Source organism: Pseudomonas inefficax, assembly GCF_032164165.1.
GTDB lineage: Bacteria > Pseudomonadota > Gammaproteobacteria > Pseudomonadales > Pseudomonadaceae > Aquipseudomonas > Aquipseudomonas inefficax.
In genome coordinates, this window is the sequence record NZ_CP134401.1 from 2,849,847 (window position 1) to 2,876,362 (window position 26,516).

Below are 26,516 nucleotides of genomic sequence, written 5' to 3' on the forward strand. Positions count from 1 at the left end.
CTTGCACATGCAAAGACGCACATTTCTGTGCTGCGCCCTCATCACGCCCTGCGTGGCAGCTGGCCAACCCGGCTTCATCGACGGCAGCCGTCTGGACCTCAACCTGCGGCACTACTACTCCAACCAGCATACGCAGGGCGACACCTACCTGGCGATTCGCAAGGACGGCCGCCTGACCCCCACGCGCCTGCGCGAGACCTGGGTGCAGGCGGCGATGCTCGACTATGCGTCAGGCTACACTCGGGGCGTGCTCGGCATCGGCGTCGATGCCTCGCTGTACAGCGCGATCAACCTGAGTCGCGGCCATGGCCGGGTGGCCAACGGTGGCGACCGGGTACTGGTGGACAGCGACGGCGACGCCATCCCCACCTGGAGCCGCCTGGCTGTCGGCGCGCTGCGCCTGCGCCTGGCCGGCAGTACCTTGCGGGTTGGCCGACAACGCCTGGACAATCCCATCCTGCGCTACAAGGATAACCGGGCGCTGCCGTCGAGCTTTCAGGGTGTGGCGCTGAGCAACCAGAGCATCGCTGGCCTGCAACTGGACGCCGGGCGCTTCGACCGGGCAATCCCGCGCACCGGCACCGGCAGCGAGCGGCTGACCAGCACCTTCGGTGACCGGGCAGTGAAGGCCGATTCGATCAGCTATGTCGGTGCCCGTTACAGCGGCGCCCTGTCTGCCAGCCTGTACGGCTCGCACCTGGCAGACACCTGGCAGCAACTGTACGTGGGGCTGGGCGGCACGCTGGGTGATCGGGCCAGGCTGGCTGTGCGCCCGGCCTTTCACTACTACCGCACCCGCGACAGCGGCCAGCAGCAGCTGGGCTTCATCGACAACCAGGCCTGGAGCCTGGCCGCCACGCTGGAGCACCAGGCCCATGGTCTGACGCTGGCCTGGCAGCAGGTCGAGGGCAACGAATATTTCGACTATGTGTGGGAGTCGACTGGCAACTACATGGCCAACTCGCTGTATTCGGACTACAACGGCCCGAACGAACGCTCCTGGCAGTTGCGCTACGACTTCGATGCAAGCGCCTACGGCGTGCCGGGCCTGAGCCTGGGGCTGTGGCACGCCAAGGGCTGGGGCATAGATGGCAGTCACTACCAGGGCGACCGTAATGGCCGCCACGCCGGATACAACGTGCGCGGTCTGCGCGGCGCGCGGCACGAGGAGAATGGCCTGGTAATCGGCTACGTGCTACAAGGCGGCGCCTGGCGCGACACCAGCGTGCGTACCATCGTCTACAACCATCGCGCCCATGGCGGGCAGATCGACGGCAGCTACGACGAAGTGCGGCTGGTGGTCAACATGCCGCTGCGATTGTTCTGAACTTCCTCAACCCAGCACCTTGTGCAGCCGGTACCAGTGCGTGCCCAAGGCCAGCAGCCATGCGGCCCAGTGGGTTACGTTCAGGCCGTACCTGAAATAGCGCCAGGAATAGAATACGTTGGGGGTGAGCCTGCCGACTTGAGCGAAACGGTTGGCGGTGATGCCGATCTTCGGCTCATTGATAGTCCAGACATACATCGGCCAGTTGCGCTTTGGCAAGGCGATTTTCAGGACCAGGCAGGTTCTGCGCGGAAGCGCCGACCCCTTGTGACACAAGGGAAGAAGATGGCGCACTCGGCGGGATTCGAACCCACGACCCCTGCCTTCGGAGGGCAGTACTCTATCCAGCTGAGCTACGAGTGCAACGCGCACGCATGATACCCATCTGTGGTGGTGGCGTCCATCACCTTGATCTGTAGCCATTTTTCCCATTAGCCGTGAAACGGTCGGCAATGGCACTCACAAATGCCTCTATCCATATGCAATATCGATATTTCCATGGTCGCTGTTATGCCATCTATTCTCTGGTCACAACTTGTTATAACAAGTATCCGATCAGCGAAGAGACCCCATGGCCGAACTGCTCCCCCTGTCCCCGGTACCGCTTTACACCCAGCTCAAGGAATTGCTGCGCGAGCGCATCCTCGACGGCACTTATCCATCGCATAGCCGCATGCCCTCTGAAAGCGAACTGGGCAAGGCTTTCGAAGTCAGCCGCATCACCGTGCGCCAGGCGCTGGGCGACCTGCAGAAGGAAGGGCTGATTTTCAAGATCCATGGCAAGGGCACCTTTGTCGCCAAGCCCAAGGCGTTCCAGAACGTCAGCACCCTGCAGGGGTTGGGCGAGTCGATGACGCAAATGGGTTACGAGGTGATCAACCGCCTGCGCAGCTTCCGCCATGTGCCGGCCAATGCACTGGTGGCCGCGCGGCTGCAGGTTGGGGAGGGCAGCTTGGTCACCGAGATCCGCCGGGTGCGGTTGATCAACCGCGAGCCGGTGTCGCTGGAACTGACCTGGTTGCCCAAGGCCGTCGGCGAAAAGCTGGAGAAGGCCGACCTTGTCACCCGCGACATTTTCCTGCTCCTGGAAAACGACTGCGGCATTGCCCTTGGCCACGCCGACCTGGCCATCGATGCCGTGCTGGCCGACAGCGACCTGACCCAGGCCCTGGATGTTGAAGAAGGCTCGCCGATCATGCGTATCGAGCGCCTGACCCATGCCGCCGACGGTACGCCACTGGACTTCGAACACCTTTATTACCGCGGCGATGCTTTCCAGTACCGCCTGCGCATCGACCGCCAGAAGGGGAGCAAGGCATGAGCATCCAGACTCAGGACTACGACATCATCGTTATCGGTGGCGGTACCGCCGGGCCGATGGCTGCGATCAAGGCCAAGGAGCAGGACAAAAGCCTGCGCGTGCTGCTGCTGGACAAAGCCAACGTCAAGCGCAGCGGTGCCATCAGCATGGGCATGGATGGCCTGAACAACGCGATCATCCCAGGCCACGCCACCCCCGAGCAGTACACCAAGGAAATCACCGTGGCCAATGACGGCATCGTCAACCAGGCCACGGTGCATGCCTACGCTACCCACAGCTTCGAAACCATCGAGCAGCTTGACCGCTGGGGCGTGAAGTTCGAGAAGGACGAGACCGGCGACTACGCGGTGAAAAAGGTTCACCACATGGGCGCCTACGTGCTGCCCATGCCCGAAGGCCACGACATCAAGAAGGTGTTGTACCGCCAGCTCAAGCGTGCCCGGGTCGAGATCAGCAACCGTATGGTTTGCACCCGTGTGCTGCTCGATGGTGAAGGCGCGGCCGCTGGCGTGCTGGGTTTCGACTGCCGTAGCGGCGAGTTCCGGGTGGTGCGGGCCAAGGCGGTGATCCTTGCCTGCGGCGCGGCGGGGCGCCTGGGCTTGCCGTCGTCGGGTTATTTGATGGGCACCTACGAGAACCCGACCAACGCCGGTGATGGATACGTCATGGCCTACCATGCAGGTGCCGAACTGGCCAACCTCGAGTGCTTCCAGATCAACCCGCTGATCAAGGACTACAACGGCCCGGCCTGTGCCTACGTCACCGGCCCACTGGGTGGATATACCGCCAACAGCAAGGGTGAGCGCTTTATCGAGTGCGACTACTGGAGCGGCCAGATGATGTGGGAGTTCCACCAGGAACTCGAGGGCGGCAATGGCCCGGTGTTCCTCAAACTCGATCACTTGGCCGAGGAGACCATCCAGAACATCGAAGAGATCTTGCACAGCAACGAACGCCCCAGTCGTGGCCAGTTCCACGCGGGGCGTGGCACGGATTATCGCCAGCACATGGTCGAGATGCATATCTCGGAGATCGGTTTCTGCTCGGGGCATTCGGCGTCGGGGGTGTGGGTCAATGAAAAGGCCGAGACCAGCGTCAAAGGGCTGTATGCCGCAGGCGATATGGCAGCGGTGCCGCACAACTACATGCTGGGGGCCTTCACCTATGGCTGGTTTGCCGGTGTGAACGCTGCGCATTACGTGATCGGGCGCGAATTCGCCGAGGTCGATGCCGAACAGGTCGAGCGCGAGCGCGCGCGGGTGTTCGCCCCGCTGCAGCGTCAGCATGGCCTGCCGCCGGCGCAGGTCGAGTACAAGCTCAGACGCATGGTCAACGATTACCTGCAACCGCCGAAGGTGACCAGGAAAATGGAAATCGGCCTGGAGCGCTTTGCCGAGATCGAGCGTGACCTGGACCAGATGAAAGCCAGCAACCCTCATGAACTGATGCGTGCGATGGAAGTTTCGGTGATTCGCGATTGCGCCGAGATGGCGGCGCGGGCCTCGCTGTTCCGCAAGGAAAGCCGCTGGGGGCTGTACCACCACCGGGTGGACTTCCCCGAGCGCAACGATGGCGAGTGGTTCTGCCATTGCCATCTGAAAAAGGGCCAGAACGGTGAAATGACCAGCTTCAAGAAGGCCGTCGAACCCTACCTGATCGCCCTGGATACAGAAGAGCAGACCGCTTATGACCGGTTGCGTGTCAAAGCCGATGCCGCCTAAGCGACACCTCACCTTGTGGGAGCGGGTTTACCCGCGAACACCGGCGAAGCCGGTGCCATCCACCGTGTTGGATTCTTCGCGGGTAAACCCGCTCCCACAGGGAAACGTGCAAGCCTCTAGATAGAAGGGAGCCAATGAAGGCCCCGAGGACTCCGTGAAATGGCCTACCAGCCGCAAGAAATCTTCTTCCGCAGCAGTGCCCCCGTCACCATCGACGAAGACAAGTGCATCGCCGACAAAGGCTGCACCGTATGCGTCGAGGTTTGCCCCATGGACCTGCTGGCGATCAACCCGGCCACGCAGAAGGCCTACATGGCCTTCGACGAATGCTGGTACTGCATGCCCTGCGAAAAGGACTGCCCCACTGGTGCGGTGAAGGTCGATATCCCGTACCTGCTGCGCTGATTCATCCCGCCATCCGGCGCACCACCGGACGCCCTCCTGCTTTGCCCCTCGTTTCCCACCACCCAAGCCGGGCGGCGGAGACGACCCAATTCTTATAACGACTCGAGGGGAAACACCCATGCGCCTTGTTGCAACCGTGGCCGGCCTCGCGCTGGCGCTCACTGGTCTGAATGCCAGTGCCGAAACCATCCGCATCGCCATCGGCACCCAGGACACCACCATCAACTGCGCCACCGGCGGCCTGCTGATACGCGAGCTTGGCCTGTTGGACAAGTACCTGCCGCATGACGGCAAATACAAAGATGCCAAGTATCAGGTTGAGTGGAAGAACTTCACCAGCGGTGCGCCACTGACCAACGAAATGGTCGCTGGCAAACTCGACTTCGGCGCCATGGCCGACTTCCCCGGCTCGTTCAACGGCGTTGCTCACCTGGATGCCGGCAAACGCAGCCTGTTCATAAGCGTGCTGTCGGGCAGCGTGCACGGCAGCGGCAATGGCATCGTCGTACCTGCGGCGTCCAGCGTGCAATCGTTGGCTGAACTCAAGGGCAGGACCATTTCCGTGCCGTTCGCCTCCACCGCCCATGGCATGCTGCTACGTGCCGTGGCAGCCCAGGGCTGGGACCCGCAGAAGGATGTGCGCATCATCGCCCAGGCGCCGGAAATCGCCGGTTCCGCCCTGCGTAGCAACCGCATCGAAGCCCATGCCGACTTTGTGCCGTTCGCCGAACTGTTCCCCAACCGCGGCTTCGCCCGCAAGATCTATGACGGCGCCCAGGCCAACGCACCGACCTTCCATGGCGCCTTGGTCGATGCCGAATATGCGAAGAAGTACCCGGAAGTGGTCACCGCCTACCTGCGCGCCAGCCTCGAAGCCGATCGGCTGATCGCTGCGGAACCTGAGAAGTACAGCGAGTTGATCGAGAAAGTCACCGGCATCGAAGCCGAGGTCAATTACCTGTTCCACGGCCCGCTCGGCCTGCAGACCCGCGACCTGACCTGGAAGCCTGAATACCGTCAGGCAGTCGCAACCTCCATCGATACGCTCAAGCTGCTCAAAAAGACCGATCGCGGTCTCGACACCGACAAGTTCATCGACGACCAGTACATCCGTGCGGCCTTCAAGGAGGCTGGCCTGGACTACGACAAGGCGCTGAAAGACTACGACCCGCAGCCACTCAAGGCCAATGACGCGCTGACAGGCAAACCGATTACCGACTTCAGCCGCCTGGCACAGATCTGGGTGCGCGGTGAAGGCAAGGTCCGCCACTACGCTTCGCCGGAGGCCGCGCTTGGCGCCTTGGCCCAGCTGGAGCAGGAGGGCAAGGACATCCGCGCCATCTACGCCCAGGCCGCCGACAGCGGAATCAAGTTGCTGGCGAACCAGGCCTGGTTCGTGCGCAACGCCAAGGGTGAACTCGCGGCGTTCCTGCTCAAGGACCAGGCCGAGCAGTATGCCAAGGCCCACGGCGGTGAAGCGCTGGACTTTGTCAGCGCCAACCAGAAGCTGGTCGCCCAGCGCTGACCGGGAGGCACCGACATGACCCGTAACCTCAAGCGCTGGCCGGTGCGCCTGGCTTCGCTGCTGGCCTGCCTGCTGTTCTGGCAGGCAGCGGCGAGCGTGAAGCTGGACCTCGGGCTGCTGACGTTCACCTATGTCCCCACACCCAAGGCGGTGCTGGAAGCTGCCTGGCAGTTGCTGACCTCCAGCGCCCTGCTGGCGCACCTGGGCAGCAGCCTGTCGCGGGTGTTTGCCGGTTATGCCGCCGCAGCGCTGACTGGCGTGGCCCTGGGGTTGTTGATCGGCCGCTCGCAATGGGCCGAGGACACCCTGCTGCCGCCACTGGAAGTACTGCGGCCGATTCCGGCGGTGGCGTGGATCCCGCTGGCGATCCTGATGTTCCCGTCGTCGGAGCTGTCGATGGTGTTCATAACGTTCACTGGCGCGTTGTTCCCGATCCTGCTGAACACCGTGCACGGCGTCGAGGCCGTCGACCCGCGCCTGGTTGCATCGGCGCGCAGCCTCGGGGCAGAGCGGTGGTCGATTCTGCGTGAAGTGGTGTTGCCGGGAGCGTTGCCAAGCATCGTCACGGGCCTGGCCATCGGCATGGGTACATCATGGTTCTGCCTGGTCACCGCCGAGATGATTTCCGGGCAGTTCGGTATCGGCTACTACACCTGGGAGTCGTACACCTTGCAAAACTACCCCGACATCATCGTCGGCATGCTGCTGATCGGCGTGCTGGGCATGGGTAGCAGTGCCCTGGTCAAGCGCCTTGGGGAGTTGGCCACGCCTTGGTACCGCACGCGGAGGGCCAGCTGATGAACAGTTATCAACCAGCCCCAGGGCGTATTGACGGGCGTGGCCTGTCGATACGCCTGGGGCACGGTAGCGAAGCATTCGAAGCGGTGCAGCGGCTGGACTTTGCCGTAGAGCCTGGCGAGTTCGTCTGCATCCTTGGCCCTTCCGGTTGTGGCAAGTCGACGTTGCTCGGTGCCCTGGCCGGGCACCTGGTACCCAGCAGCGGCCAGTTGAGCGTGGACGGCCAGGCTGTTGCCGGGCCGTCACCGCAGCGTGGCATGGTGTTTCAGCACCATACCTTGCTGCCCTGGCGTAGCGTGCTCGACAACGTGGCCTTCGGCCTGAAGATGCAGGGCCAGGGCCGCGCCGAACGTCGCCGGCAGGCTCGCGAAATGCTGCAACTGGTGGGGCTGGATGACTTTGCCGGGCGCTGGCCCAGCCAGCTTTCCGGCGGTATGCAGCAACGGGCCGAGATTGCCCGGGTGCTGATCAACCGCCCGCGCCTTTTGCTGATGGACGAACCTTTCGGTGCCCTGGATGCGCAAACCCGTGCACGCATGCAGGAGCTGTTGCTGGATATCTGGGCAAGTATCCGCACCACCGTGGTATTCGTCACACACGACATCGACGAGGCGCTGTTCCTGGCCGACCGTATCTTGGTGATGAGCCCGCGACCTGGCCGCTTTATCGAAGACCTGCACCTGGACTTTCCGCGCCCACGCCGCGCCAGCCTGCTGACCAGCCCTGAATTCACTCACCTCAAGCGTCACTGTCTGGCCTTGCTCCGTCACGAGGAGGGCCGCGAACTTCCGCGCCTGACCCCGCTGGGCCTGCCGGACACTGAGCACCCACCGCTACGGATCGCGCTATGACTGAACGAACGACTGACAACCCCGACATCCTTGCCCTCCTGCCTCGCCTTGGGGCCGCTGACGCGGGGGTACGCCGTATCGGCCTGATCGAACTGGCCGACCTGGAAGACCCCGATGGCTTGCCATGGCTCACCGATGCGCTGCTGGTGGATGCCGCCGACGAGGTGCGCGCCGAGGCCGCGCGCCTGCTCGAGGCCTGGGAAGAGCCCGAAGTCGTGCAGGCCCTGTGCGCTGCGCTGGCCGATGCTGCCGAGCCGGTACGGCTGGCGGCCGCCCAGAGCCTCAGCGAGCTCAAGAGCCTTGAAACCGGGCAGCTGATCCTGCCATGGGTCAAGCATGCCGATGCCTTCGTCCGTGCCAGCGCCCTGCGTGCCTTGCGCGAGCTGCGCCTGGAAGATGCTGCGGAGCCCGCACTGCTTGCACTGGCCGATGACGACGCCGCGGTCCGGCGTGAGGCGGTGGGTATTCTTGGCTGGCTCAAGCACCAGCCGGCGTTGCCAGCTTTGGCAAAGCTTGCCGAAGACGAGCCGGACACCGAGGTGCGCCGCGCGGCCATCGGTGCGCTGGGGCTCGCGCGCGACAGCGCGGTGGTGCCAGCCTTGGTGGCGGCATTGAGTGACAAGGCCTGGCAAGTGCGCGAAGAAGCCGCCACCACGCTAGGCAAGGTGGGCTTGGCCCCTGCAGGCCCGGCACTGGTAAATGCCCTTGCCGATGACTTCTGGCAAGTACGTCTGCGTGCGGCGCGGTCTCTGGGGCGGCTACGTCATGCTGCGGCACTGGACGCGCTTGGCGAGTTGCTTGGCCACGGCATGGCCAACCTGCGCAAGGAGGCCGCTCTGGCCCTGGGGGAGCTGGGCCAGGCGCGTGCCTTGCCGGTGCTGCAGGCTGCCGAGGCCGATAGCGACCCCGAGGTGCGCAAGGCTGTGCGGATTGCCATGGCACAACTGCGCGGGGCCTCCTGATGAACGCCCCGCAAGCTCTTCGCAACATGCGCGGCCCCGGGCAACTGATGCTGCAATGGCAAGACGGCGAACATAGCCTCAGCCATGCCCGCCTGCGCGGTGCTTGCCCCTGCTCGCAATGCCGAGCGGCACGGCTGCAGGGGAACATCAGCCTGGTTCGCGATGATGTGCGCGTGGTGCACATCGAGCCGCAAGGATATGGCGTGCAACTGGTGTTCAGCGATGGGCATGAACGGGGTATCTACCCTTGGGCTTACCTGCGAGACCTGAGTGCCCGGTGAGTTTTCTTCGCGGGCATTCGCTGTCGCATGGAGACCTGAATTCGCAGGCGGTCCGCGTACCCTGTGGGAGCGGTTTTAGCCGCGAAAAATCCAACGCGGTGCATGGCACCGGCTGCGCCGGTGTTCGCGGCTGAAGCCGCTCCCACAGGGTTCCTGTTAATTCAAAAGTCATGTGCAGTCCTGTGAGAGCGGGCACGCCCGCTCCCACAGGCTCAGAGCGCAATCAGCTCCGGCCTCAGCCCTTCGACCCGTCGCACCGGCGGTGTCAGGTAGCCGCCATCCCCAGTGATCTGGTGCAGTACCTTCTCGCGCAGCCCGTGAAGTGCTACGCCCGTACGCAACCGTGGGTGTGGCAGGTCGATTTCCACCACCGACTTGATCCGCCCCGGGCGTGGCTCCAGAACCACCACCCGGTCGGCCAGGTAGGTAGCCTCTTCGGCGTCATGGGTGACCAGTAATGTGGTGATGCCGGCACGTTCGCGAATGGCCAGCAGCTCGTCCTGCAGTTGCTGGCGGGTCAGCGCATCCAGCGCGCCGAACGGCTCGTCGAGCAGCAGGATACGCGGGCTGGCTACCAGGCCTCGGGCGATCGCCACGCGCTGGGCCATGCCGCCGGACAGCTGGTGTGGGTAGGCCGACTCGAAACCGACCAGCCCCACCAGTTGCACGAACTCGTGTACCCGTCGCGCGCGTTCACCCTGGATGAGCGGCTCGTTGACCAGGCCCAGAGCAATGTTCTGTTCCACGCTCAGCCAAGGGAACAGCCGGTGTTCCTGAAACACGATGCCGCGCTCGCTACCAATGCCGCTGACAGTGTGGCCGTCGACGCGGATACTGCCGCTGTAGTCGGTATCCAGCCCGACCAGCAGGCGCAGCAGGGTGGATTTGCCGCAGCCGGAAGCACCGACGATGGCGATGAATTCGCCTTGGTTGATCGACAGGTTGAAGTTGCGGATGGCTTCCAGCGGCTGGCCATCGACGCTGAACACTTTGCCGACCCCCTCGAAGCTGACCAGGGGAGGAGTGACGTCGGGCTGGTTGGCCGCGTGCAGGTGTGAGGTATTGAAGGCGTTCATGCGGTTCTCCAGCGCGTGGCGCGCGATTCGAGGCGTTGTCCAAGGGTGCCGAGCAGGGCGCCGACCAGGCCGATCAACAGCATGGCGGCCATTACCTGGTCCATGCGGAACAGTTGCTGCGCGCCGACCATCAGGCTGGCGATACCGCCGTCCGAGGGCATGAAGTATTCGGCACCAATGGTGCCCAGCCAGGCGTAGATCAGCGACAGGCGCAGGCCGGCGAAAATGGCCGGGGCTGCGCCGGGCAGCACCAGCAGGCGCAGGCGTTGCCACAGGTTCAGGCGCAGGGTGCGCGCCGCTTCGCCCAGCTGCGGCGACAGGCTGGCGATACCGCGCTGGGTGGCGATCAGCAGCGGGAAGAACGCGGCCATGCCGACGAATACCTGCTTGGCCCCTTCACCAAGGCCGAACCAGGCTGTGAGCAGCGGCACCCAGGCAAACAGCGCCACCTGACGCAGGGCCGACAGGCTTGGCCCGAAGATACGTTCGGCATTGGCCGAAAGCCCCAACAGCAAACCGACCAGCAGGCCAGCGCCACCGCCGAGTAGCAAGCCGGCCAGGGCGCGCTGCAGGCTCAGCAGCAAGGCCTGAGGCAGCGAACCATCGGCCAGGCCGGTCAGCAGGGTGCGCAACACTTCAAGTGGCGAGGTCAGGATGTTGCTGTCGACCCAGCCAAAGCTGCTGCTGGCCTGCCACAGTGCCAACAGTGCCAGTGGCAGCAGCAGGCTTTGCCAACCCCGCGGCACGGGGCCACGGTGCTGCTCCCCTGTGGCCGCTTGCGGCCAGTACAGCAGGCGCTTTTCCAGGGCCGAGAAGCCGCGCTCCAGCAGTGCGCCGACCAGGCCGATCACCAGGATGCACAGCAGCACCAGGTCGAGCATGAACAGTTGCCGCCCCCACACCATCAGGTAGCCAATCCCTTCGCTGGAGGCCAGCAGTTCGACCGCCAGCAGCGAGGTCCAGCCGGTGGCCAGGGCCAGGCGTACGCCAGTTAGAAAGGCGGGCAGTGCAGCCGGCAGCAGCAGCCGCAGAAAAAGCAGATGGCGAGGCAGGCGCAGCACTGCAGCGGCCTCTCGCAGCTTGGGCTGGGCATCACGTACACCGACCAGCGTGTGCAAGGTAACGGGGACCACCACGGCTTTTACCAGCACCACCAGCTTGAGCAATTCGCCGATCCCGAAGAACAACATGAACAACGGGATCCAGGCCAGGGTAGGAATCTGTGCCAGCGCCACGAAAGTAGGCAGCACCAGCGTCTGCGCCCGCCGCGAAGCCCCCAGCCAGACTCCCAGCAGCAAGCCGCTGCCGATGCCGACCGCCAACCCCCAGAACAACCGCTGCAAGCTTATCCACAGGTGCCCCCACAGCTCGCCGGAGCCAAACTCCACCGCGCTCTGCCACACCAATGCCGGCGCTGGCAGGATCTGCTCGCTCATCCAGTGCTCCCGGCTGGCCACTACCCACAGCAGCGCAATAACCACAGGCAACAACCAGGGCAGCAAGCTGGCGCGATCTTTGTGGGAGCGGCCTTGCGTCGCGAATGGGCCGCGCAGCGGCCCTCGAAACCAATCCCGACCTCTGCTCAGAATTCCATTCATCGGCCATCTCTCGAAGCATTGTTAGATTATTCATTTATGGAATTAAAAATTCTCAAAAACGACTTTCAAGAGATAAGAGCATGCACTTCCTGCATACGGAAGCCCCTCGCCGTTGCGTTTTCCTCATATTTTCCATGCGTTTTCCGCAAGCCCGCCGCAGGCCCGCATGTCGCCTGATTTATGCTTTCCAGTTACTGAAGAATGAAGTTTTGATCTTTGTAGGTTCTAACAAGACCTGCCTAGCTTCTGGCCAAAGCGCCGGCCATCGCCGGTGGCAGCCTGCCAAGGAGCCTTGCCATGAAAACCCCGCTGCGTCACCTGATCACCGCCCTTGGGCTGGCCTTTACCCTCAGCGCCCACGCAGCTGAACCGGCCAAGCCAGCAAGCATCCGCATCGCCGTACCCGACCTCAGCGCGGGCAGCAAGCCCAGCGCCGGTGGCGTGGTCGATGTGCTGCGTGACCAGCAACTGCTGGAGAAGGAATTCGCCAAAGACAACATTCGCATCGATTGGCACTTCTTCAAGGGCGCCGGGCCGGTGGTGAACGAAGCGTTGGCCAACGGCCAGGCCGATTTCGCCTACCTCGGCGACCTGGCCGCCATTGTCGGCAAGGCCAATGGCCTGGACACCCGCGTACTGTCGGCGGGCGTACGTGGGGTGAAGAGCTACCTGGGCGTGGTGCCCGGTTCCGGCATCAAGACCCTGCACGACCTCAAGGGCAAGCGCGTGGCGGTGTTCCGTGGCACCGCCAACCAGCTGTCGTTCGCCAGCGCCCTGGCCAGCCAGGGGCTGAGCGAGCGCGATCTGAAGGTGATCAACCTGGACTTCAACGCCGCCAACGCCGCACTGGCCGCCAAGCAGATCGACGCCACCTGGGGCCTGTCCAACCTGCTGTCGCTGCGCGAACGCGGGCTGGTCGAACTACCGGTCAACTCACGTGACCTGGAAGGCGCCGGCAGTACCCAGGCGGTGCTGCTGGGCACTGGCGACTTCATCCGCAAATACCCCGAGCTGGTGCAGCGCCTGGTCAATGCCCAGCAACAGGCCAGCGCCTGGCTGCGCGACGAACACAACCGCGAGGCCTACGTCGAGCTGGTGGCCAGCAATGCCAACTGGCCGCGCAGCATCCTTACCGACGACCTGGCCAAGGAAGACCTGGCCCATTACTTCGATCCACGGCTGGACGCCGAATTTGTCGGCCAGCTGCAGCAGGGCGTGGACCTGGCTGCCAAGGAGCGCCTGATCCGCCGTGGCTTCCAGGTGGCCGACTGGATCGAACCACGCTTCCTCGAAGCCGCCCTGCAACAGAAACAGGCCGTGCAGGCCGCCCGCTGAAACCCGAAAACCCGACAATGACCGCAAGGACACGACCATGAGCAACGCCGCCCTGGCCACTGCGCCACAAACCCTCGAACTCGACATACACCCGGTTGCCGGCCGCATCGGCGCCGAAATTCGCGGGGTGCAATTGTCCGCCGACCTTGATGCCGCCACCCTCGACGCCATCCAGGCCGCGCTGGTGAAGCACAAGGTGATCTTCTTCCGTGGCCAGACCCACCTGGATGACCAAAGCCAGGAAGCCTTCGCCAAGTTGCTCGGCGAGCCGGTCGCCCACCCCACCGTGCCAGTGGTGGATGGCACCAGCTACCTGTTGCAGCTCGATGGCGCCGAAGGCCAGCGGGCCAACTCCTGGCACACCGATGTGACCTTCGTCGACGCCTACCCCAAGGCCTCGATCCTGCGTAGCGTGGTGGCGCCGGCATCCGGTGGGGATACCGTTTGGGCCAACACTGCGGCGGCGTATCAGGAACTGCCTGAGCCGTTGCGCGAGCTGGCCGACAAGTTGTGGGCGGTGCACAGCAACGAATATGACTACGCGAGCCTCAAGCCCGATGTCGACCCGGCGAAGCTTGAGCGTTACCGCAAGGTGTTCACCTCCACCGTGTACGAGACCGAGCACCCGGTGGTGCGCGTGCACCCGATCAGTGGCGAGCGGGTGCTGCAGTTGGGGCATTTCGTGAAGCGCATCAAAGGTTATTCGCTGGCGGATTCGCAACACCTGTTCGCAGTGCTGCAAGGGCATGTGACACGCCTGGAGAACACCGTTCGCTGGCGCTGGCAGGCTGGGGATGTGGCCATCTGGGATAACCGCGCGACGCAGCATTATGCGGTGGATGATTACGGGACCCAGCCGCGGGTGGTGCGGCGGGTGACCCTGGCGGGTGAGGTGCCGGTCGGGGTGGATGGGCAACTCAGCCGTACTACGCGTAAAGGCTGATATTGCCGGGGCCGCTTTGCGGCCCATCGCCGGCAAGCCAGCTCCCACAGGTACTGCACATGGCTTGAACTCGGCGCGGTCGGTGTGGGAGCTGGCTTGCCGGCGATTCGGGGGCACAGCCCCCGCCAGCTACAACTCGGTATCGCAGGCAATCAGTTGCCTGACCAGCCCCTGAGCCAGCGGCGATAGCCCATACCCCACCCGGCTCACCACCCCATAACGGGTATAGAACGCTTCCTCCTGCTCCACCGTCAGGTCGGCCAGCTGCAATGCCACCAATCCCCCGTCACGCTGATACGGCCGCAAGTTGGCATTGCAGGCAATGCCGATGGTGTCCGAATGCATCACCACATTCAGCAGCGCATAGCCATGCTCGCACTCCACCGTCGGCAGAAAATCCTGCCGCCCGCTGAGGTCGCTGAGGATCTTGCGGATATTCGGCGGGCGGAAGGTGGTGGCCAGGGGATAGTCGAACAGGTCACGCGCCTGCACATTCTCGCGCTCGGTCAAAGGGTGCCCGACGCGGCAGCAGAAATGCCAGCGCTGCGGCGCCAGCTTGTGCACCTGATAGTCCGGATCAGATTCGAACTGGCGGGTGTCGGCGACGAAGAACTCGATCTCCTCGGCAACCAGCTTGCGGTTCAGCGCCTGCCAGTTATCTACCTGGAAGCAGGTACGGGCCGCGGGGTATTCGGCGACGAAGCGTGCCACCGCCCGCGGTACCAAACCCCCTGCCGGCGCGGGGCCGGAGCCGAAGCGCACGACGCCGGTAGTGGCACCGTTGAACTGGTGAATCTCGTTAACCAGGTTGTGTGCCCCATGCACCAGCCGCCGCGAATGTTCCAGCACCAACAGGCCCTGGCGAGTCGGCGCCAGCTCCTTGCTGGCGCGGTCCACCAGGCGGCAGCCGATGTTGTGTTCGAGGGTCTGGATGCTGCGGCTGAATGCTGATTGCGACAGGTTCACCGCAGCCGCCGCAGCAACGAAGCTGCGGTGCTCGACAAGGGCAATGTAGTGGCGCAGCTGACGGAGATCGATATGCATTTTTTACATTGAAACTTTCGGTCGAATGCAATTGCTGACAAGGGTTAGCCCCCTTATAAAGGGTGTCACTTATTCCACAAAATATGAATTGCAAATATTTATATCACTTAAAAGAATATAAGCCCGACTGACCGCGATTCGGTTCCGCCAACGGAAATGCTCGCCAGGGCCCATGCCTCAAGGAGCATTTGCATGTCCGGAGTTTCCCGTTGGCCTGCGCGCGCGTCGCGTTTCACCTTGCAACCCTTGGCTGCTGGCGTGCTGCTGGCCGCATCCTCTACCAGCTTCGCCGAAGAGCCAGTCAACGCCACCCCGGCGGTGGAGCAGGAAGCCAAGCTCGGTACCGTCACGGTCAATGCACGCCGCCGCGAAGAAACCGCGCAAAGCGTGCCCACGCCTATCAGCGTGCTCGACAGCGAAACCCTGGAAAGCCAACGCATCTACCGCGTGCAAGACCTGCCGCAACTGGTGCCAAGCACCAACGTCGCCTACGTTCATGCCCGCCAGTCGAGCATTTCGATCCGTGGCCTGGGCAACAACCCCGCCAGCGATGGCCTGGAAGGCAGCGTCGGCATCTACCTCGACAACGTCTACCTCGGCCGCCCCGGCATGGCCGTGTTCGACCTGCTGGACGTGGAGCAGCTGGAGGTGCTGCGCGGCCCGCAAGGTACGCTGTTCGGCAAGAACACCACCGCCGGCGTGCTCAACATCACCACGCGCAAGCCCACCTTCCACCGCGAAGGCAGCATCCAGCAGTCGATAGGTGAAGACGGCTACCTGCAGACCCAAGGCAGCTTCTCCGGGCCGATCAGCGACACACTGGCCGGGCGCATCAGCGCCTACCGCACCGAGGACGACGGCTATGTGAAGAACATCCACAACGGCGACGACCTCAATGGCGGCAAGCGCCAAGGCTTTCGTACCCAGCTGCTGTTCAAGCCGAGCGAAACCTTCAACCTGCGCTGGATCGGCGAATACAACGAAGAAGACTCCGACAACGGCATCCTCAGCCTGTACAGCACCGGCCCGACCATCAATGGCGTCAACCGCTACGAAAGCCTGGCCGCGCAGGCCGGCGCGACGTTGGTGTCGGGCAAGGACCGCAAGGTCAACTTCGACGCCGACCAGCAAGTGACGGTGTTCCAGGGCGGTACCTCGGTGGAGGCCAACTGGACCCTGCCCAACGACTTCACCCTGACCTCGATCACCGCCTACCGCTGGTGGGACTTCACCCCGCGCAATGACGACGGCCTCAACGTGCCGGTGTTCTACAGCGCCGGGGTATCGGTGCGCGACAAGCAGTACTCGCAGGAAATCCGCCTGGCTTCGCCCACCGGTGGTGCCTTCGACTACGTGCTTGGCGCGTACTACTTCAAGCAGGACCTGGACAACAAATCCTTCACTTACTACGGGCCGCAGGCGGATATCTGGAACCTCACCCCGGCTGGCGCCCTGGCCAACGTCGACACCATTGGCAACGGGCACATCGACACGGACAGCTACGCGCTGTTCGCCCAGGGTACCTGGCACATCACCGACCGCCTGGACTTCACCGCCGGCGTTCGCGGTACCTATGAAGAAAAGAGCGCCTGGGTGACCCGCGATGCACCAACCGGCGGCGCAGCAGTAACCGGGGCCGCCGCAGCAGCGCGCCAGGCTCGGGTAGGCGCCTACGATTCAGGCGACCTCAACCAGTACAGCTTCAGCCCCTCTGGCCTGCTGGGCCTGAGCTACCGCTTCAACGAGCAGTTGCTGGGCTACGCCACCCTGACCCACGGCGAGAAGTCTGGCGGCATCAACCTTACCGTTGGCGCTGCGCCTCGGTTGGGCACCGACTCGCTGCTGGTTGGCACCGAGCGGGTCAACAACGCCGAAGTCGGCTTGAAAAGCTCGCTGTTCGACGACCGCCTGCAGCTCAATACCAACCTGTTCTGGGCCGAAGTGCATGGCTACCAGGCCAACGTCTACGACCAGGTCGACCGCGTGCAGTACCTGGCCAACGCCGGCAAGGTGCGCTCGCGTGGCCTGGAGTTCGAAGCCACGGCGCTACCGCTGCGCGGCCTCACGGTCAACTTCAACGGCTCGTGGAACGATGTGCGCTACACCGAGTACAAGGACGCCCCATGCCCGCCGGAGGTGAGCCTGGCCAACGCCACCGCCACTTGCGACTTGTCCGGCCACCAGGTGGTAGGCGCCTCCAAGTACATCGCCAACCTCAACACCCAGTACAAGTGGCAGGCCAGCGAGCACATCGAACCCTATGTCACCGCCAGCTACGCCTTCCGCTCCAAGGCGGTGGGCACCATCGACGACTCCGATTTCGGCCAGATCCCCAGCTACGCGCTGGTCAACCTTTCTGCCGGTGTGCGCCTGGACCAGGGCGACGGCGTGGTCGACCTGTCGCTGTGGGTGAAGAACGCCGGTGACAAGACCTACTTCACCAGCCTTTGGAACTCCGCCAACGGTGGCTATGCCGGCGTGCTCGGCACCCCGCGCACCTTTGGCGCCACCGCCCGTTACGACTTCTGAGCACAAGGAGCTATGCCATGAATGCCAAGACCGAAACCCCTGCATTGCCTGAAGGCGCCTGCCTGACCGCCAAGGTCCCCGAACCTGACGGTGCCCTGCTCGGCGACGTGGTGGTCAACCCGTATCGCCTGGCGCCGCTGACCGCGATCATTCGCGACGGTGGGCGCAGCCTGAGTGCCGCGCACGTGCGCGTGCTGGGGCGGGGCGAGCGGGGTGTGGACATCGCCTACGAGGTATCCGACCGCTCGTTGTGGACCTACGGCGGCATCCCGGTATTCGGCCTGTACCCGGATCACGTCAACCAGGTGGAAGTGACCTACAAGCTTGACGGCGAGCGCATCCGCGAGCATTACCAGATCTACGCCCCGGCCGTGCGCTTGCCGGTGGTGGCCAAGCAGACCGCTGCCTTGCCTGAAGTACAGCCGGTCAAGGTAGCGCCAGGTTTTGAAAAGCGCCTGTACCTGTTCAACCACCTGCAGGGTGACATCCCGGGCGGGCGCGCCTTCAAGTGGAATGCCTTGGGCGGTGCGGCAGAATGGGACCAGGTGGGCAACAACTGGATCGCCGACAGCAATGGTGACGTGCGCTGGTACCTGGACATCGAGCAGATCCACGACTCCAACCGCCGCGATGGCCTGGGCGGCACCATGGGCTTCCAGCAGACCCGCGACGGCAAGCTGATCTGGGGCCAGGGCCAGACCTATTCCAAATACGACCTGCTGGGCCGGCGCATCTGGCAACGCACGCTGCCCGACAAGTTTGCCGATTTCTCCCATGAAATCCGCGAAACCGCCAATGGCACCTACCTGCTGCGGGTGGGCACCAGCGACTATCGCCGGCCCGACGGCAAGCGCGTGCGCTCGATTCGCGACCACATCATCGAGGTCAACGAGGCCGGTGATGTACTGGACTTTTGGGACCTCAACCAGATCCTCGACCCGTACCGTGGCGACCTGCTGGAAACCCTGGGCAAGGCAGCCATCCAGTTGCCGCCCGGGGTGCAGAAACAGGACGAGCGGCTGGCCAACGAGTTGGCCGAGGGTGAACTGCCCTTTGGTGACACCCCGGGAGTGGGCACCGGGCGTAACTGGGCACACGTAAATGCCATCGACTACGACGCCGAAGACGACAGCATCATCGTTTCAGCACGGCACCAGGGCGTGGTGAAGATAGGCCGCGACAAACAGGTGAAATGGATTCTCGCCTCGCCCCAAGGCTGGCCTGAGCGCCTGCGCGAAAAAGTGCTGAAGCCGGTGGCGAGCGAAGGCTTCGACTGGTCGTGGACCCAGCACACCGCCTGGCTGACCGGCAAAGGCACGCTGACCGTGTTCGACAACGGCTGGGGCCGCGACTTTGCGCCAACCAGGCTGACCGGCAACTACAGCCGGGCGGTGGAGTACCGCATCGACGAGGCCAAGGGCACGGTCGAGCAGGTGTGGGAATACGGCAAGGAGCGCGGCGACGAGTGGTACAGCCCGGTGACTTCGGTGGTGGCCTACCGGCCAGAGACCGACACCCAGTTCATCTACTCGGCGTCGGTGAACTTCCTGACCCCGGAGAAACTGACAACCACCGTGCTCAACGAGGTGCGGCGCGGGACCCAGGAGGTGCTGGTGGAGCTGAAGGTGCACAGCCGGCAGCCGGGCAGCGTGGGTTACCGGGCCCTGGTGATCGACCTGGCCAAGGCGTTCTGATCAACCCCTTCCGGGAGGGCCGTCGGTCCTCCCATCACATTTCCTTCAGCTCCTTCGTCTAACCTGTACTGGCCTCTTCGCGGGTAAACCCGCTCCCACAGGTACTGCACAAATTCTGGATGCTGTGCAGATCCTGTGGGAGCGGGTTTACCCGCGAAGAGGCCGGTTGCCATTATGCAAATCATGAATTTTCCGCCAGGGTGTTCAACCATTCGTTCTTTTTTTCGAACAGCCTATTGTCCAACACCCCAGCAGCCGCTTAGCATTCGTTTGAGATTTCAAACGCTCGATGCCCTGCCTTGGGCGCTTTTCAACAATCAACAATTCGGGAAGCCGACATGCAGCTCAAAGACGCTCAGTTGTTCCGCCAGCAAGCCTACATCAATGGTGAGTGGCTGGATGCGGACAACGGCCAGACCATCAAGGTCACCAACCCGGCCACTGGTGAAGTCATCGGTACCGTGCCGAAGATGGGCACCGCGGAAACCCGCCGCGCCATCGAAGCCGCCGACAAGGCCCTGCCGGCCTGGCGTGCCCTGACCGCCAAGGAGCGTTCGGCCAAGCTGCGTCGCTGGTTCGAACTGATGATCGAGAACCAGGACGACCTGGCTCGCCTGATGACCACCGAACAAGGCAAGCCGCTGGCCGAAGCCAAGGGCGAAATCGCCTACGCTGCCTCGTTCATCGAGTGGTTCGCCGAAGAAGCCAAGCGCGTCTATGGCGACACCATCCCGGGCCACCAGCCAGACAAGCGCCTGATCGTCATCAAGCAGCCAATCGGCGTTACCGCGGCCATCACCCCGTGGAACTTCCCGGCCGCCATGATCACCCGTAAAGCCGGCCCGGCCCTGGCCGCTGGCTGCACCATGGTGCTCAAGCCTGCCTCGCAGACCCCTTACTCCGCCCTGGCCCTGGTCGAACTGGCTCACCGTGCCGGCATCCCGGCTGGCGTGCTGAGCGTGGTTACCGGCAGCGCTGGCGAAGTTGGCGGCGAACTGACCGGCAACTCCCTGGTCCGCAAGCTGTCCTTCACCGGCTCGACCGAAATCGGTCGCCAGCTGATGGAAGAATGCGCCAAGGACATCAAGAAGGTTTCTCTGGAGCTGGGTGGCAACGCCCCGTTCATCGTGTTCGACGACGCCGACCTGGACAAGGCGGTCGAGGGCGCGATCATCTCCAAGTACCGCAACAACGGCCAGACCTGCGTCTGCGCCAACCGTATCTACGTGCAGGACGGCGTTTACGACGCGTTCGCCCAGAAGCTGGCCGCCGCTGTTGCCAAGCTGAAGATCGGTAACGGCCTGGAAGAAGGCACCACCACTGGTCCGCTGATCGACGGCAAGGCTGTCGCCAAGGTCCAGGAACACATCGAAGACGCCGTTGGCAAAGGCGCCAAGGTACTGTCCGGTGGCAAGATCATCGAAGGCAACTTCTTCGAGCCGACCATTCTGGTCGACGTACCGAAGACCGCTGCCGTCGCCAAGGAAGAGACCTTCGGCCCACTGGCGCCGCTGTTCCGCTTCAAGGACGAGGCCGAAGTCATCGCCATGTCCAACGACACCGAGTTCGGCCTGGCCTCGTACTTCTACGCCCGCGACATGAGCCGTGTGTTCCGTGTTGCCGAAGCCCTGGAATACGGCATGGTAGGTATCAACACCGGCCTGATCTCCAACGAAGTGGCACCGTTCGGTGGCATCAAGGCCTCGGGCCTGGGCCGCGAAGGTTCCAAGTACGGTATCGAGGACTACCTCGAAATCAAATACCTGTGCATCAGCGTCTGATCGCACGGTAACGGCTTTACCTCTGCCAGCGGGGCGCGAGAGCGACGTCTCGCTGGCCTTTTTTACATCGCAGTACCTGGTGGCCAGGGCGTTCATGGCAGTCGATCAACGAATACTGTTCGCGAGCACTCCCAGCCACCCCCGAATAAAAGCGCCACTCCAGACCGGCGCAATGAGGGCATTATGAGCAAGACCAACGAATCCTTGATGCAACGTCGTGTAGCCGCCGTCCCACGTGGCGTTGGCCAGATCCACCCGATCTTCGTCGATACCGCGAAGAACTCGACCGTGATCGACGTTGAAGGCCGCGAACTGATCGACTTCGCCGGCGGCATCGCAGTATTGAACACCGGCCACCTGCACCCGAAAGTGGTTGCGGCCGTGCAAGAGCAGCTGACCAAGGTCAGCCACACCTGCTTCCAGGTGCTGGCCTACGAGCCTTACGTAGAGCTGTGCGAGAAGATCAACAAGCTGGTCCCAGGCGACTTCGACAAGAAGACCCTGCTGGTCACCACCGGCTCCGAAGCCGTTGAAAACGCCGTCAAGATCGCCCGTGCCGCCACTGGCCGCGCTGGTGTCATCGCCTTCACCGGCGGCTACCACGGCCGTACCATGATGACCCTGGGCCTGACCGGCAAGGTCGTGCCGTACTCCGCTGGCATGGGCCTGATGCCAGGTGGCATCTTCCGCGCCCTGTTCCCGAGCGAACTGCACGGCATCAGCGTTGACGACGCCATCGCCTCGGTCGAGCGCATCTTCAAGAACGACGCCGAGCCGCGTGACATCGCCGCGATCATCCTCGAGCCGGTACAGGGCGAAGGCGGCTTCCTGCCAGCGCCGAAAGAGCTGATGCAGCGCCTGCGCGCCCTGTGCGACCAGCACGGCATCCTGCTGATCGCCGACGAAGTACAGACCGGCGCTGGCCGTACTGGCACCTTCTTCGCCATGGAGCAGATGGGCGTTGCGCCTGACCTGACCACCTTCGCCAAATCCATCGCTGGCGGCTTCCCGCTGGCCGGTGTGTGCGGCAAGGCCGAGTACATGGACGCCATCGCTCCTGGCGGCCTGGGCGGTACCTACGCCGGCTCGCCGATCGCTTGCGCCGCGGCCCTGGCCGTGATCGAAGTGTTCGAAGAAGAGAAACTGCTGGACCGCAGCAAAGCTGTGGGTGAGCGCCTGACCACTGGCCTGCGCGAAATCCAGAAGAAGTACCCGATCATCGGCGACGTCCGTGGTCTGGGCTCGATGATCGCTGTCGAAGTCTTCGAGAAAGGCACTCACACCCCGAACGCTGCTGCCGTTGGCCAGGTTGTCGCCAAGGCTCGCGAGAAGGGCCTGATCCTGCTGTCCTGCGGTACCTACGGCAACGTCCTGCGTATCCTGGTTCCGCTGACCGCCGAAGACGCACTGCTGGACAAAGGCCTGGCTATCATCGAAGAGTGCTTCGCTGAACTCGCCTGATGTGACGCGCTTCAGAAAAAACCCGCTTCGGCGGGTTTTTTTTTGTGCCCAGGAAAGCCATGGAGCGCTATCGTTGTCGGAGGATTTGCTCAGGAAGCTGCGATGGACTGTGTGTCAGGGCTATTCAGGAGTTGGCGATGAACGCTGCAGACCCCACCCCACCAAGCGTGCTGATTGTCGAGGGCGACCCCTGGGTACGCGACATGCTCAGCGAAATGCTGCTGAGCGTGCGCTGTGATGCCCGCCTGCAGGTCTGCGCCGACGGCTCGCAGGCCTTGAGCGCGCTGTCCAGCAAGCCCGACCTGATCATCGCCGCGCGCGAACTGGCTGGTGTCGATGGCCTCGACCTGTTGCGCAAGGTGCGCGCCAAAGGCTCGGGGTTGCCGTTCATCCTCATGAGCAACCGCAGCGACAGTGCCAGTGTGCGCGAAGCATTGCCCCTGCACCCCACGGCCTACCTGAGCAAGCCGCTGAACCTGGACACCCTGCGCAAGCGCCTGGAAGAGCTGCTGCTGGCGGTTGGCGAAGAAATCGCCTGCCCAGTGCCGGCCTTGCAGGCAGGTGCGAGCCTGCCGGCCTACCTCGAGCAGCGTCGCGCTACCGCCGATGGCGGGCCGTTGCTGGCCGATGTGCAGGTGGCGATCAAGCGCGCGCTCAACCCCCATGGCCTGAACCTGAGAGTGCTTGAAGAGCAAGTGCAGGGCGACCCGCAGATCACCGCCGTGCTGATCGCTGCGGCCAACAGCGCAGCACTGCACCGCGAAGCACCGGTGCAGACGTTGCTGCAGGCCTTGAACAAGCTTGGCAGCACCCAGAGCATGAACCTTATCCTGGGCATGACCCTCAAGCGCAGTGCGCGTCTCAGTGACCCGCTGCTGGCGGAGCATGCAGCCCGTTACTGGGAGTTGTCGCTGCATGCTGCCGAATATGGCCGCACCTTGGCACGCATGCTCGAGCTGGACGAAGGGCTTTGTTATTGCGCGGGGTTGCTGCATTGCCTGGGCGACTTGGCGGTGCTGCGCTGCCTGCAGGAGTGGCGGCTGGCCGGGGGCGAGCTGGATGAGGACCAGGTGCAGCTGTCGCTCAATGAGTTCGGTGCGGCGTTCGGCTCGGCGCTGCGTACGCGCTGGCGGTTGCCGCTGGGGTTGCGCGAGTTGATCGCGGCAATCTACCAACTGGGCGGCGGGGTGTATTCGCGGGAGATCCTGGCCATGAACCTGGCCGGGCAGTTGTCGCGGCTGCCGGCCGAGCAGGGGCTGGAGAAGGTGGCCAGCAGCAAGACTGCGCGGCTGCTCAAGCTTGGCCTGCCGGAACTGAGGCGGTTGCGCAAGGTGGAGAACCCGGAGGTGAAGCCGCAGCAGGAAGAACCGCCTTTAGCTGAGGGTGAAGTTTCGGGCTGAGATCTTGGGGCCGCTTTGCAGCCCATCGCGACACAAGGCCGCTCCTACACGGGTACGCGGTTGCCTGTAGGAGCGGCCTTGTGTCGCGAAAGGGGGGCAAAGCCCCCCCAAAGGCTCAGCCGCGGACGATCTGGTTCTTGCCCTGGCGCTTGGCCTGGTACATCGCCGCATCGGCCCTGGCATACAGGCTGTCCAGCGCCGCATCCTCGTCAGTCAGCCCGGTCACTCCCTGGCTTACCGTCACGCCGTAGGTCTGCTCCCCATGGCTGAAGCTCAGCCGCTGGATATGCCGCTGCAAGCGCTCGGCAATCTGTTCCGCCACCTGGGCAGTACAGCCCGGAAACACCGCCGCGAACTCCTCACCGCCAATACGCCCGAACACGTCGCCCCGGCGTAGCACGGCCTTGCCGCTGTCGGCGATCTGCTGCAACACCTGGTCGCCTTCCTGGTGGCCATAGCTGTCGTTGATGCGCTTGAAATCGTCGATGTCCAAGAGCAGGAAGGCCAGTGGCGTACCGTCTTCGCGGGCGCTGTCGAAAGCTTGCTGGGCGCATTCGAAGAAGTGCCGGCGGTTGCTGCTCTGGGTCAGCACGTCGGTGGTGGCCAGGCGCTGCAGCTCGCCTTCGAGCTGCTTTTTCTCGGTGATGTCTTCGGCGATGCCGACGATGATCACCCGGTCGCCATCGCGTTGCTGATTGATGTAGCACTTGTCGCTCAGCCAGCGTAGCTGGCCGTCGGCATTGAGGATGCGGTACTCGCGGTCTTCCACCGAGCCCTTGAGCAGTACCTGGGCCAGGCTGCGCTCGGCGAACTCCAGGTCGTCGGGGTAGATGCTGTCGCGCCACTCGTTGTAGTCGGCCAGCACCAGGCTGGCCGGGCGGCCGAAGATGCGCTCGTAAGCGGGGCTGACGTACAGCACCTGACGGGTTTCCCAGTCGAAGGCCCATAGCACCGCGTTGACGCTGTCGAGCAGCGAGCTGAACAGCTGCTCGCGCTCGCTCAGGCGGGCAACCTCACCCTGGGCGTGGAACAGCGCAAGCAAGGTCTGGGCGGCTTCGGGAGGCGGGGTGCCGGGCAGTATCGTTGGAATGTTCTTGGCCATGTGCACGGAGCAGATCTCGGCGTGAAAGCGTGCGGCCAGCATCTGGCCCGCCACGCGGGCGATGTGCCAGATATGAGTGTAAACGAGAGGGCGAAGTTCCGGTCGGCACGCCCCGCCAGAGGGGCGTGCCGATCAACGGCGGTCAGGCGCCGGTCGGGCGCAGGGAGTAGGTCTTGAGCTGTGCCGCGAAGTCGCGCAGAGCCTGGATGCCGCTGGTTTCCGCGTCGTGTACCCAGTCCTTCATGGCGGCCAGCATGTCGTGGCCGTTGGCGCTGGTGCGCGCCCAGATCTGCTGCAGGGCCAGGCGTTTTTCGTAGATGGTCTTCAGCGCCTGGCTGTGGGCGAGCATCGACTCGATGCGCACGTGGTGGCGGTCTTCCAGCAGGCTGGTCTCGCGCGACAACAGGCGCTTGGCACGGCGGAAGTGGTGGCGCAGCGAGGCATCGACGCGGGCCAGTTCCTGGGTGACCAGCGGGCCGATCACCAGCTTGCGGTACTGGGCCATGATCTGGAAGCGGTTGTTGAGAATGGCCATGGCGGTGTCCATGTCCAGGTTGCCTTTGCCTTCGACCCGGTGGGCGATCGGCGCCACGCGCTGCACCTTGGCCAGGCGCAGCAGGCAGAACAGGCGGATCCACGCCCAACCCATGTCGAACTCCCAGCGCCTGACCGACAGCTTGGCCGAGTTGGGGTAGGTATGGTGGTTGTTGTGCAGCTCTTCGCCACCGATGACGATGCCCCACGGCACCAGGTTGGTGGCGGCATCGCGGCATTCGAAGTTGCGGTAGCCGAGCGCGTGGCCCAGGCCGTTGACCACCCCGGCGGCCCAGAACGGAATCCACATCATCTGCACTGCCCAGATGGTGATGCCGATGGTGCCGAACAGCAGCAGGTCGATCACCGCCATCAGCGCGATGCCGCCCAGCTTGTAGCGGGAGTAGAGGTTGCGCTCGATCCAGTCATCCGGGCAGTTCTTGCCGTAGATGCGCAGGGTTTCCGGGTTGCGCGCCTCCTCACGATAGAGCTCGGCACCTTTGCGCAGCACTGTACTGAGGCCCTTGTGTACGGGGCTGTGCGGGTCCTCGGGGGTTTCACACTTGGCGTGATGCTTGCGGTGGACGGCAGTCCACTCGCGCGTGTTCTGCGCCGTGGTCAGCCACAGCCAGAAACGGAAGAAGTGCTTGAGCGCGCCATTGAGCTCAAGGGCCCGGTGCGCGGAGTAGCGATGCAGGTAGACCGTGACGCTGACAATGGTCACGTGGGTCATCAACAAAGTGATGCCGACCAGTTGCCAGGCCGACAAGTCGAGCAGGCCGTTGTACCACATAGGTGTAGATACCCTCGAAATGCAGGGGGAAGGGC

The 26,516-nt window shown here is 63.7% G+C and carries 22 protein-coding genes and 1 tRNA gene; 16 read left to right on the top strand and 7 right to left on the bottom strand.

The window, feature by feature from the left end:
• Positions 1-7 precede the first annotated feature (7 nt).
• A complete protein-coding gene (locus RIN61_RS12745; RefSeq protein ID WP_112251240.1) occupies positions 8-1,327 on the top strand; it encodes an OprD family outer membrane porin in 1,320 nt (439 codons plus the stop codon).
• A 6-nt stretch (positions 1,328-1,333) separates the two neighbouring features.
• On the opposite strand, the gene RIN61_RS12750 is transcribed toward RIN61_RS12745, so the two are convergent.
• Together RIN61_RS12750 and RIN61_RS12755 are read right to left on the bottom strand one after the other, a co-directional pair.
• Entirely contained in the window at positions 1,334-1,525 is a 192-nt protein-coding gene (locus tag RIN61_RS12750) for a hypothetical protein (protein WP_207877618.1), read from the bottom strand.
• An 88-nt stretch (positions 1,526-1,613) separates the two neighbouring features.
• Positions 1,614-1,690, bottom strand: a tRNA-Arg gene (locus RIN61_RS12755).
• Between the two features lie 208 nt (positions 1,691-1,898).
• On the opposite strand from RIN61_RS12755, the gene RIN61_RS12760 reads away from it, so the two are divergent.
• The 8 genes from RIN61_RS12760 to RIN61_RS12795 all read left to right on the top strand — a co-directional run bounded on the left by RIN61_RS12760 (position 1,899) and on the right by RIN61_RS12795 (position 9,191).
• A complete protein-coding gene (locus RIN61_RS12760) occupies positions 1,899-2,648 on the top strand; it encodes a GntR family transcriptional regulator (RefSeq protein WP_207877616.1) in 750 nt (249 codons plus the stop codon).
• Positions 2,645-4,369, top strand: a complete 1,725-nt coding sequence (locus tag RIN61_RS12765; RefSeq protein WP_313857426.1) for a fumarate reductase/succinate dehydrogenase flavoprotein subunit — start codon at positions 2,645-2,647, stop codon at positions 4,367-4,369. The genes RIN61_RS12760 and RIN61_RS12765 overlap by 4 nt, the downstream gene beginning before the upstream one ends.
• A gap of 159 nt (positions 4,370-4,528) precedes the next feature.
• Complete coding sequence (locus tag RIN61_RS12770) at positions 4,529-4,774, top strand: 4Fe-4S dicluster domain-containing protein (protein WP_046616397.1); 246 nt, start codon at positions 4,529-4,531, stop codon at positions 4,772-4,774.
• 118 nt (positions 4,775-4,892) lie between these two features.
• Complete coding sequence (locus RIN61_RS12775) at positions 4,893-6,299, top strand: ABC transporter substrate-binding protein (RefSeq protein WP_207877612.1); 1,407 nt, start codon at positions 4,893-4,895, stop codon at positions 6,297-6,299.
• A 15-nt stretch (positions 6,300-6,314) separates the two neighbouring features.
• Entirely contained in the window at positions 6,315-7,097 is a 783-nt protein-coding gene (locus RIN61_RS12780; RefSeq protein ID WP_112251248.1) for an ABC transporter permease, read from the top strand.
• Positions 7,097-7,948, top strand: a complete 852-nt coding sequence (locus tag RIN61_RS12785; protein ID WP_112251250.1) for an ABC transporter ATP-binding protein — start codon at positions 7,097-7,099, stop codon at positions 7,946-7,948. Before RIN61_RS12780 ends, RIN61_RS12785 begins: the two co-directional genes overlap by 1 nt.
• Complete coding sequence (locus RIN61_RS12790; protein WP_313857430.1) at positions 7,945-8,910, top strand: HEAT repeat domain-containing protein; 966 nt, start codon at positions 7,945-7,947, stop codon at positions 8,908-8,910. The genes RIN61_RS12785 and RIN61_RS12790 overlap by 4 nt, the downstream gene beginning before the upstream one ends.
• Positions 8,910-9,191 (top strand): DUF971 domain-containing protein, encoded by a 282-nt coding sequence (locus RIN61_RS12795; protein WP_112251254.1) that lies wholly within the window; start codon positions 8,910-8,912, stop codon positions 9,189-9,191. The genes RIN61_RS12790 and RIN61_RS12795 overlap by 1 nt, the downstream gene beginning before the upstream one ends.
• 212 nt (positions 9,192-9,403) lie before the next feature.
• Here RIN61_RS12795 and RIN61_RS12800 read toward each other — a convergent pair whose 3' ends face one another.
• The gene (locus tag RIN61_RS12800) at positions 9,404-10,267 is read right to left on the bottom strand and encodes an ABC transporter ATP-binding protein (protein ID WP_112251256.1); all 864 of its coding nucleotides are present in this window, start codon (positions 10,265-10,267) and stop codon (positions 9,404-9,406) included.
• Complete coding sequence (locus RIN61_RS12805; protein WP_243432227.1) at positions 10,264-11,865, bottom strand: ABC transporter permease; 1,602 nt, start codon at positions 11,863-11,865, stop codon at positions 10,264-10,266. Before RIN61_RS12805 ends, RIN61_RS12800 begins: the two co-directional genes overlap by 4 nt.
• Before the next feature lie 297 nt (positions 11,866-12,162).
• On the opposite strand from RIN61_RS12805, the gene RIN61_RS12810 reads away from it, so the two are divergent.
• Both RIN61_RS12810 and RIN61_RS12815 read left to right on the top strand, forming a co-directional pair.
• Positions 12,163-13,200, top strand: a complete 1,038-nt coding sequence (locus RIN61_RS12810; RefSeq protein WP_112251258.1) for an ABC transporter substrate-binding protein — start codon at positions 12,163-12,165, stop codon at positions 13,198-13,200.
• 37 nt (positions 13,201-13,237) lie between these two features.
• Entirely contained in the window at positions 13,238-14,143 is a 906-nt protein-coding gene (locus tag RIN61_RS12815; RefSeq protein ID WP_133969912.1) for a TauD/TfdA dioxygenase family protein, read from the top strand.
• Positions 14,144-14,272: 129 nt separating this feature from the next.
• Here RIN61_RS12815 and RIN61_RS12820 read toward each other — a convergent pair whose 3' ends face one another.
• Complete coding sequence (locus tag RIN61_RS12820; protein ID WP_207877606.1) at positions 14,273-15,187, bottom strand: LysR family transcriptional regulator; 915 nt, start codon at positions 15,185-15,187, stop codon at positions 14,273-14,275.
• Between the two features lie 192 nt (positions 15,188-15,379).
• Between RIN61_RS12820 and RIN61_RS12825 the strand changes: the two genes are divergently transcribed.
• From RIN61_RS12825 to RIN61_RS12845, 5 genes are all read left to right on the top strand, one after another.
• Positions 15,380-17,716 (top strand): TonB-dependent receptor, encoded by a 2,337-nt coding sequence (locus RIN61_RS12825; protein WP_313857436.1) that lies wholly within the window; start codon positions 15,380-15,382, stop codon positions 17,714-17,716.
• Between the two features lie 17 nt (positions 17,717-17,733).
• Complete coding sequence (locus RIN61_RS12830) at positions 17,734-19,410, top strand: aryl-sulfate sulfotransferase (protein ID WP_112251264.1); 1,677 nt, start codon at positions 17,734-17,736, stop codon at positions 19,408-19,410.
• 338 nt (positions 19,411-19,748) lie between these two features.
• Complete coding sequence (gene gabD, locus RIN61_RS12835; RefSeq protein ID WP_015268576.1) at positions 19,749-21,191, top strand: NADP-dependent succinate-semialdehyde dehydrogenase; 1,443 nt, start codon at positions 19,749-19,751, stop codon at positions 21,189-21,191.
• A gap of 183 nt (positions 21,192-21,374) precedes the next feature.
• Positions 21,375-22,652, top strand: coding sequence for a 4-aminobutyrate--2-oxoglutarate transaminase (gene gabT, locus RIN61_RS12840; RefSeq protein WP_112251266.1), 1,278 nt, complete (start codon positions 21,375-21,377; stop codon positions 22,650-22,652).
• Positions 22,653-22,789: 137 nt separating this feature from the next.
• Positions 22,790-24,052 carry a response regulator gene (locus RIN61_RS12845; protein ID WP_313857440.1) on the top strand — a complete coding sequence of 421 codons (1,263 nt, stop codon included), beginning with the start codon at positions 22,790-22,792 and terminating at the stop codon, positions 24,050-24,052.
• A gap of 115 nt (positions 24,053-24,167) precedes the next feature.
• Here the strand turns inward: RIN61_RS12845 and RIN61_RS12850 are convergent, their stop codons facing one another.
• Together RIN61_RS12850 and desA are read right to left on the bottom strand one after the other, a co-directional pair.
• On the bottom strand, positions 24,168-25,196 hold the full coding sequence (locus RIN61_RS12850) for a GGDEF domain-containing protein (RefSeq protein ID WP_112251270.1): 1,029 nt from the start codon (positions 25,194-25,196) through the stop codon (positions 24,168-24,170).
• A 100-nt stretch (positions 25,197-25,296) separates the two neighbouring features.
• Positions 25,297-26,481 (bottom strand): delta-9 fatty acid desaturase DesA, encoded by a 1,185-nt coding sequence (gene desA, locus RIN61_RS12855; protein ID WP_112251272.1) that lies wholly within the window; start codon positions 26,479-26,481, stop codon positions 25,297-25,299.
• Positions 26,482-26,516: the final 35 nt, after the last annotated feature.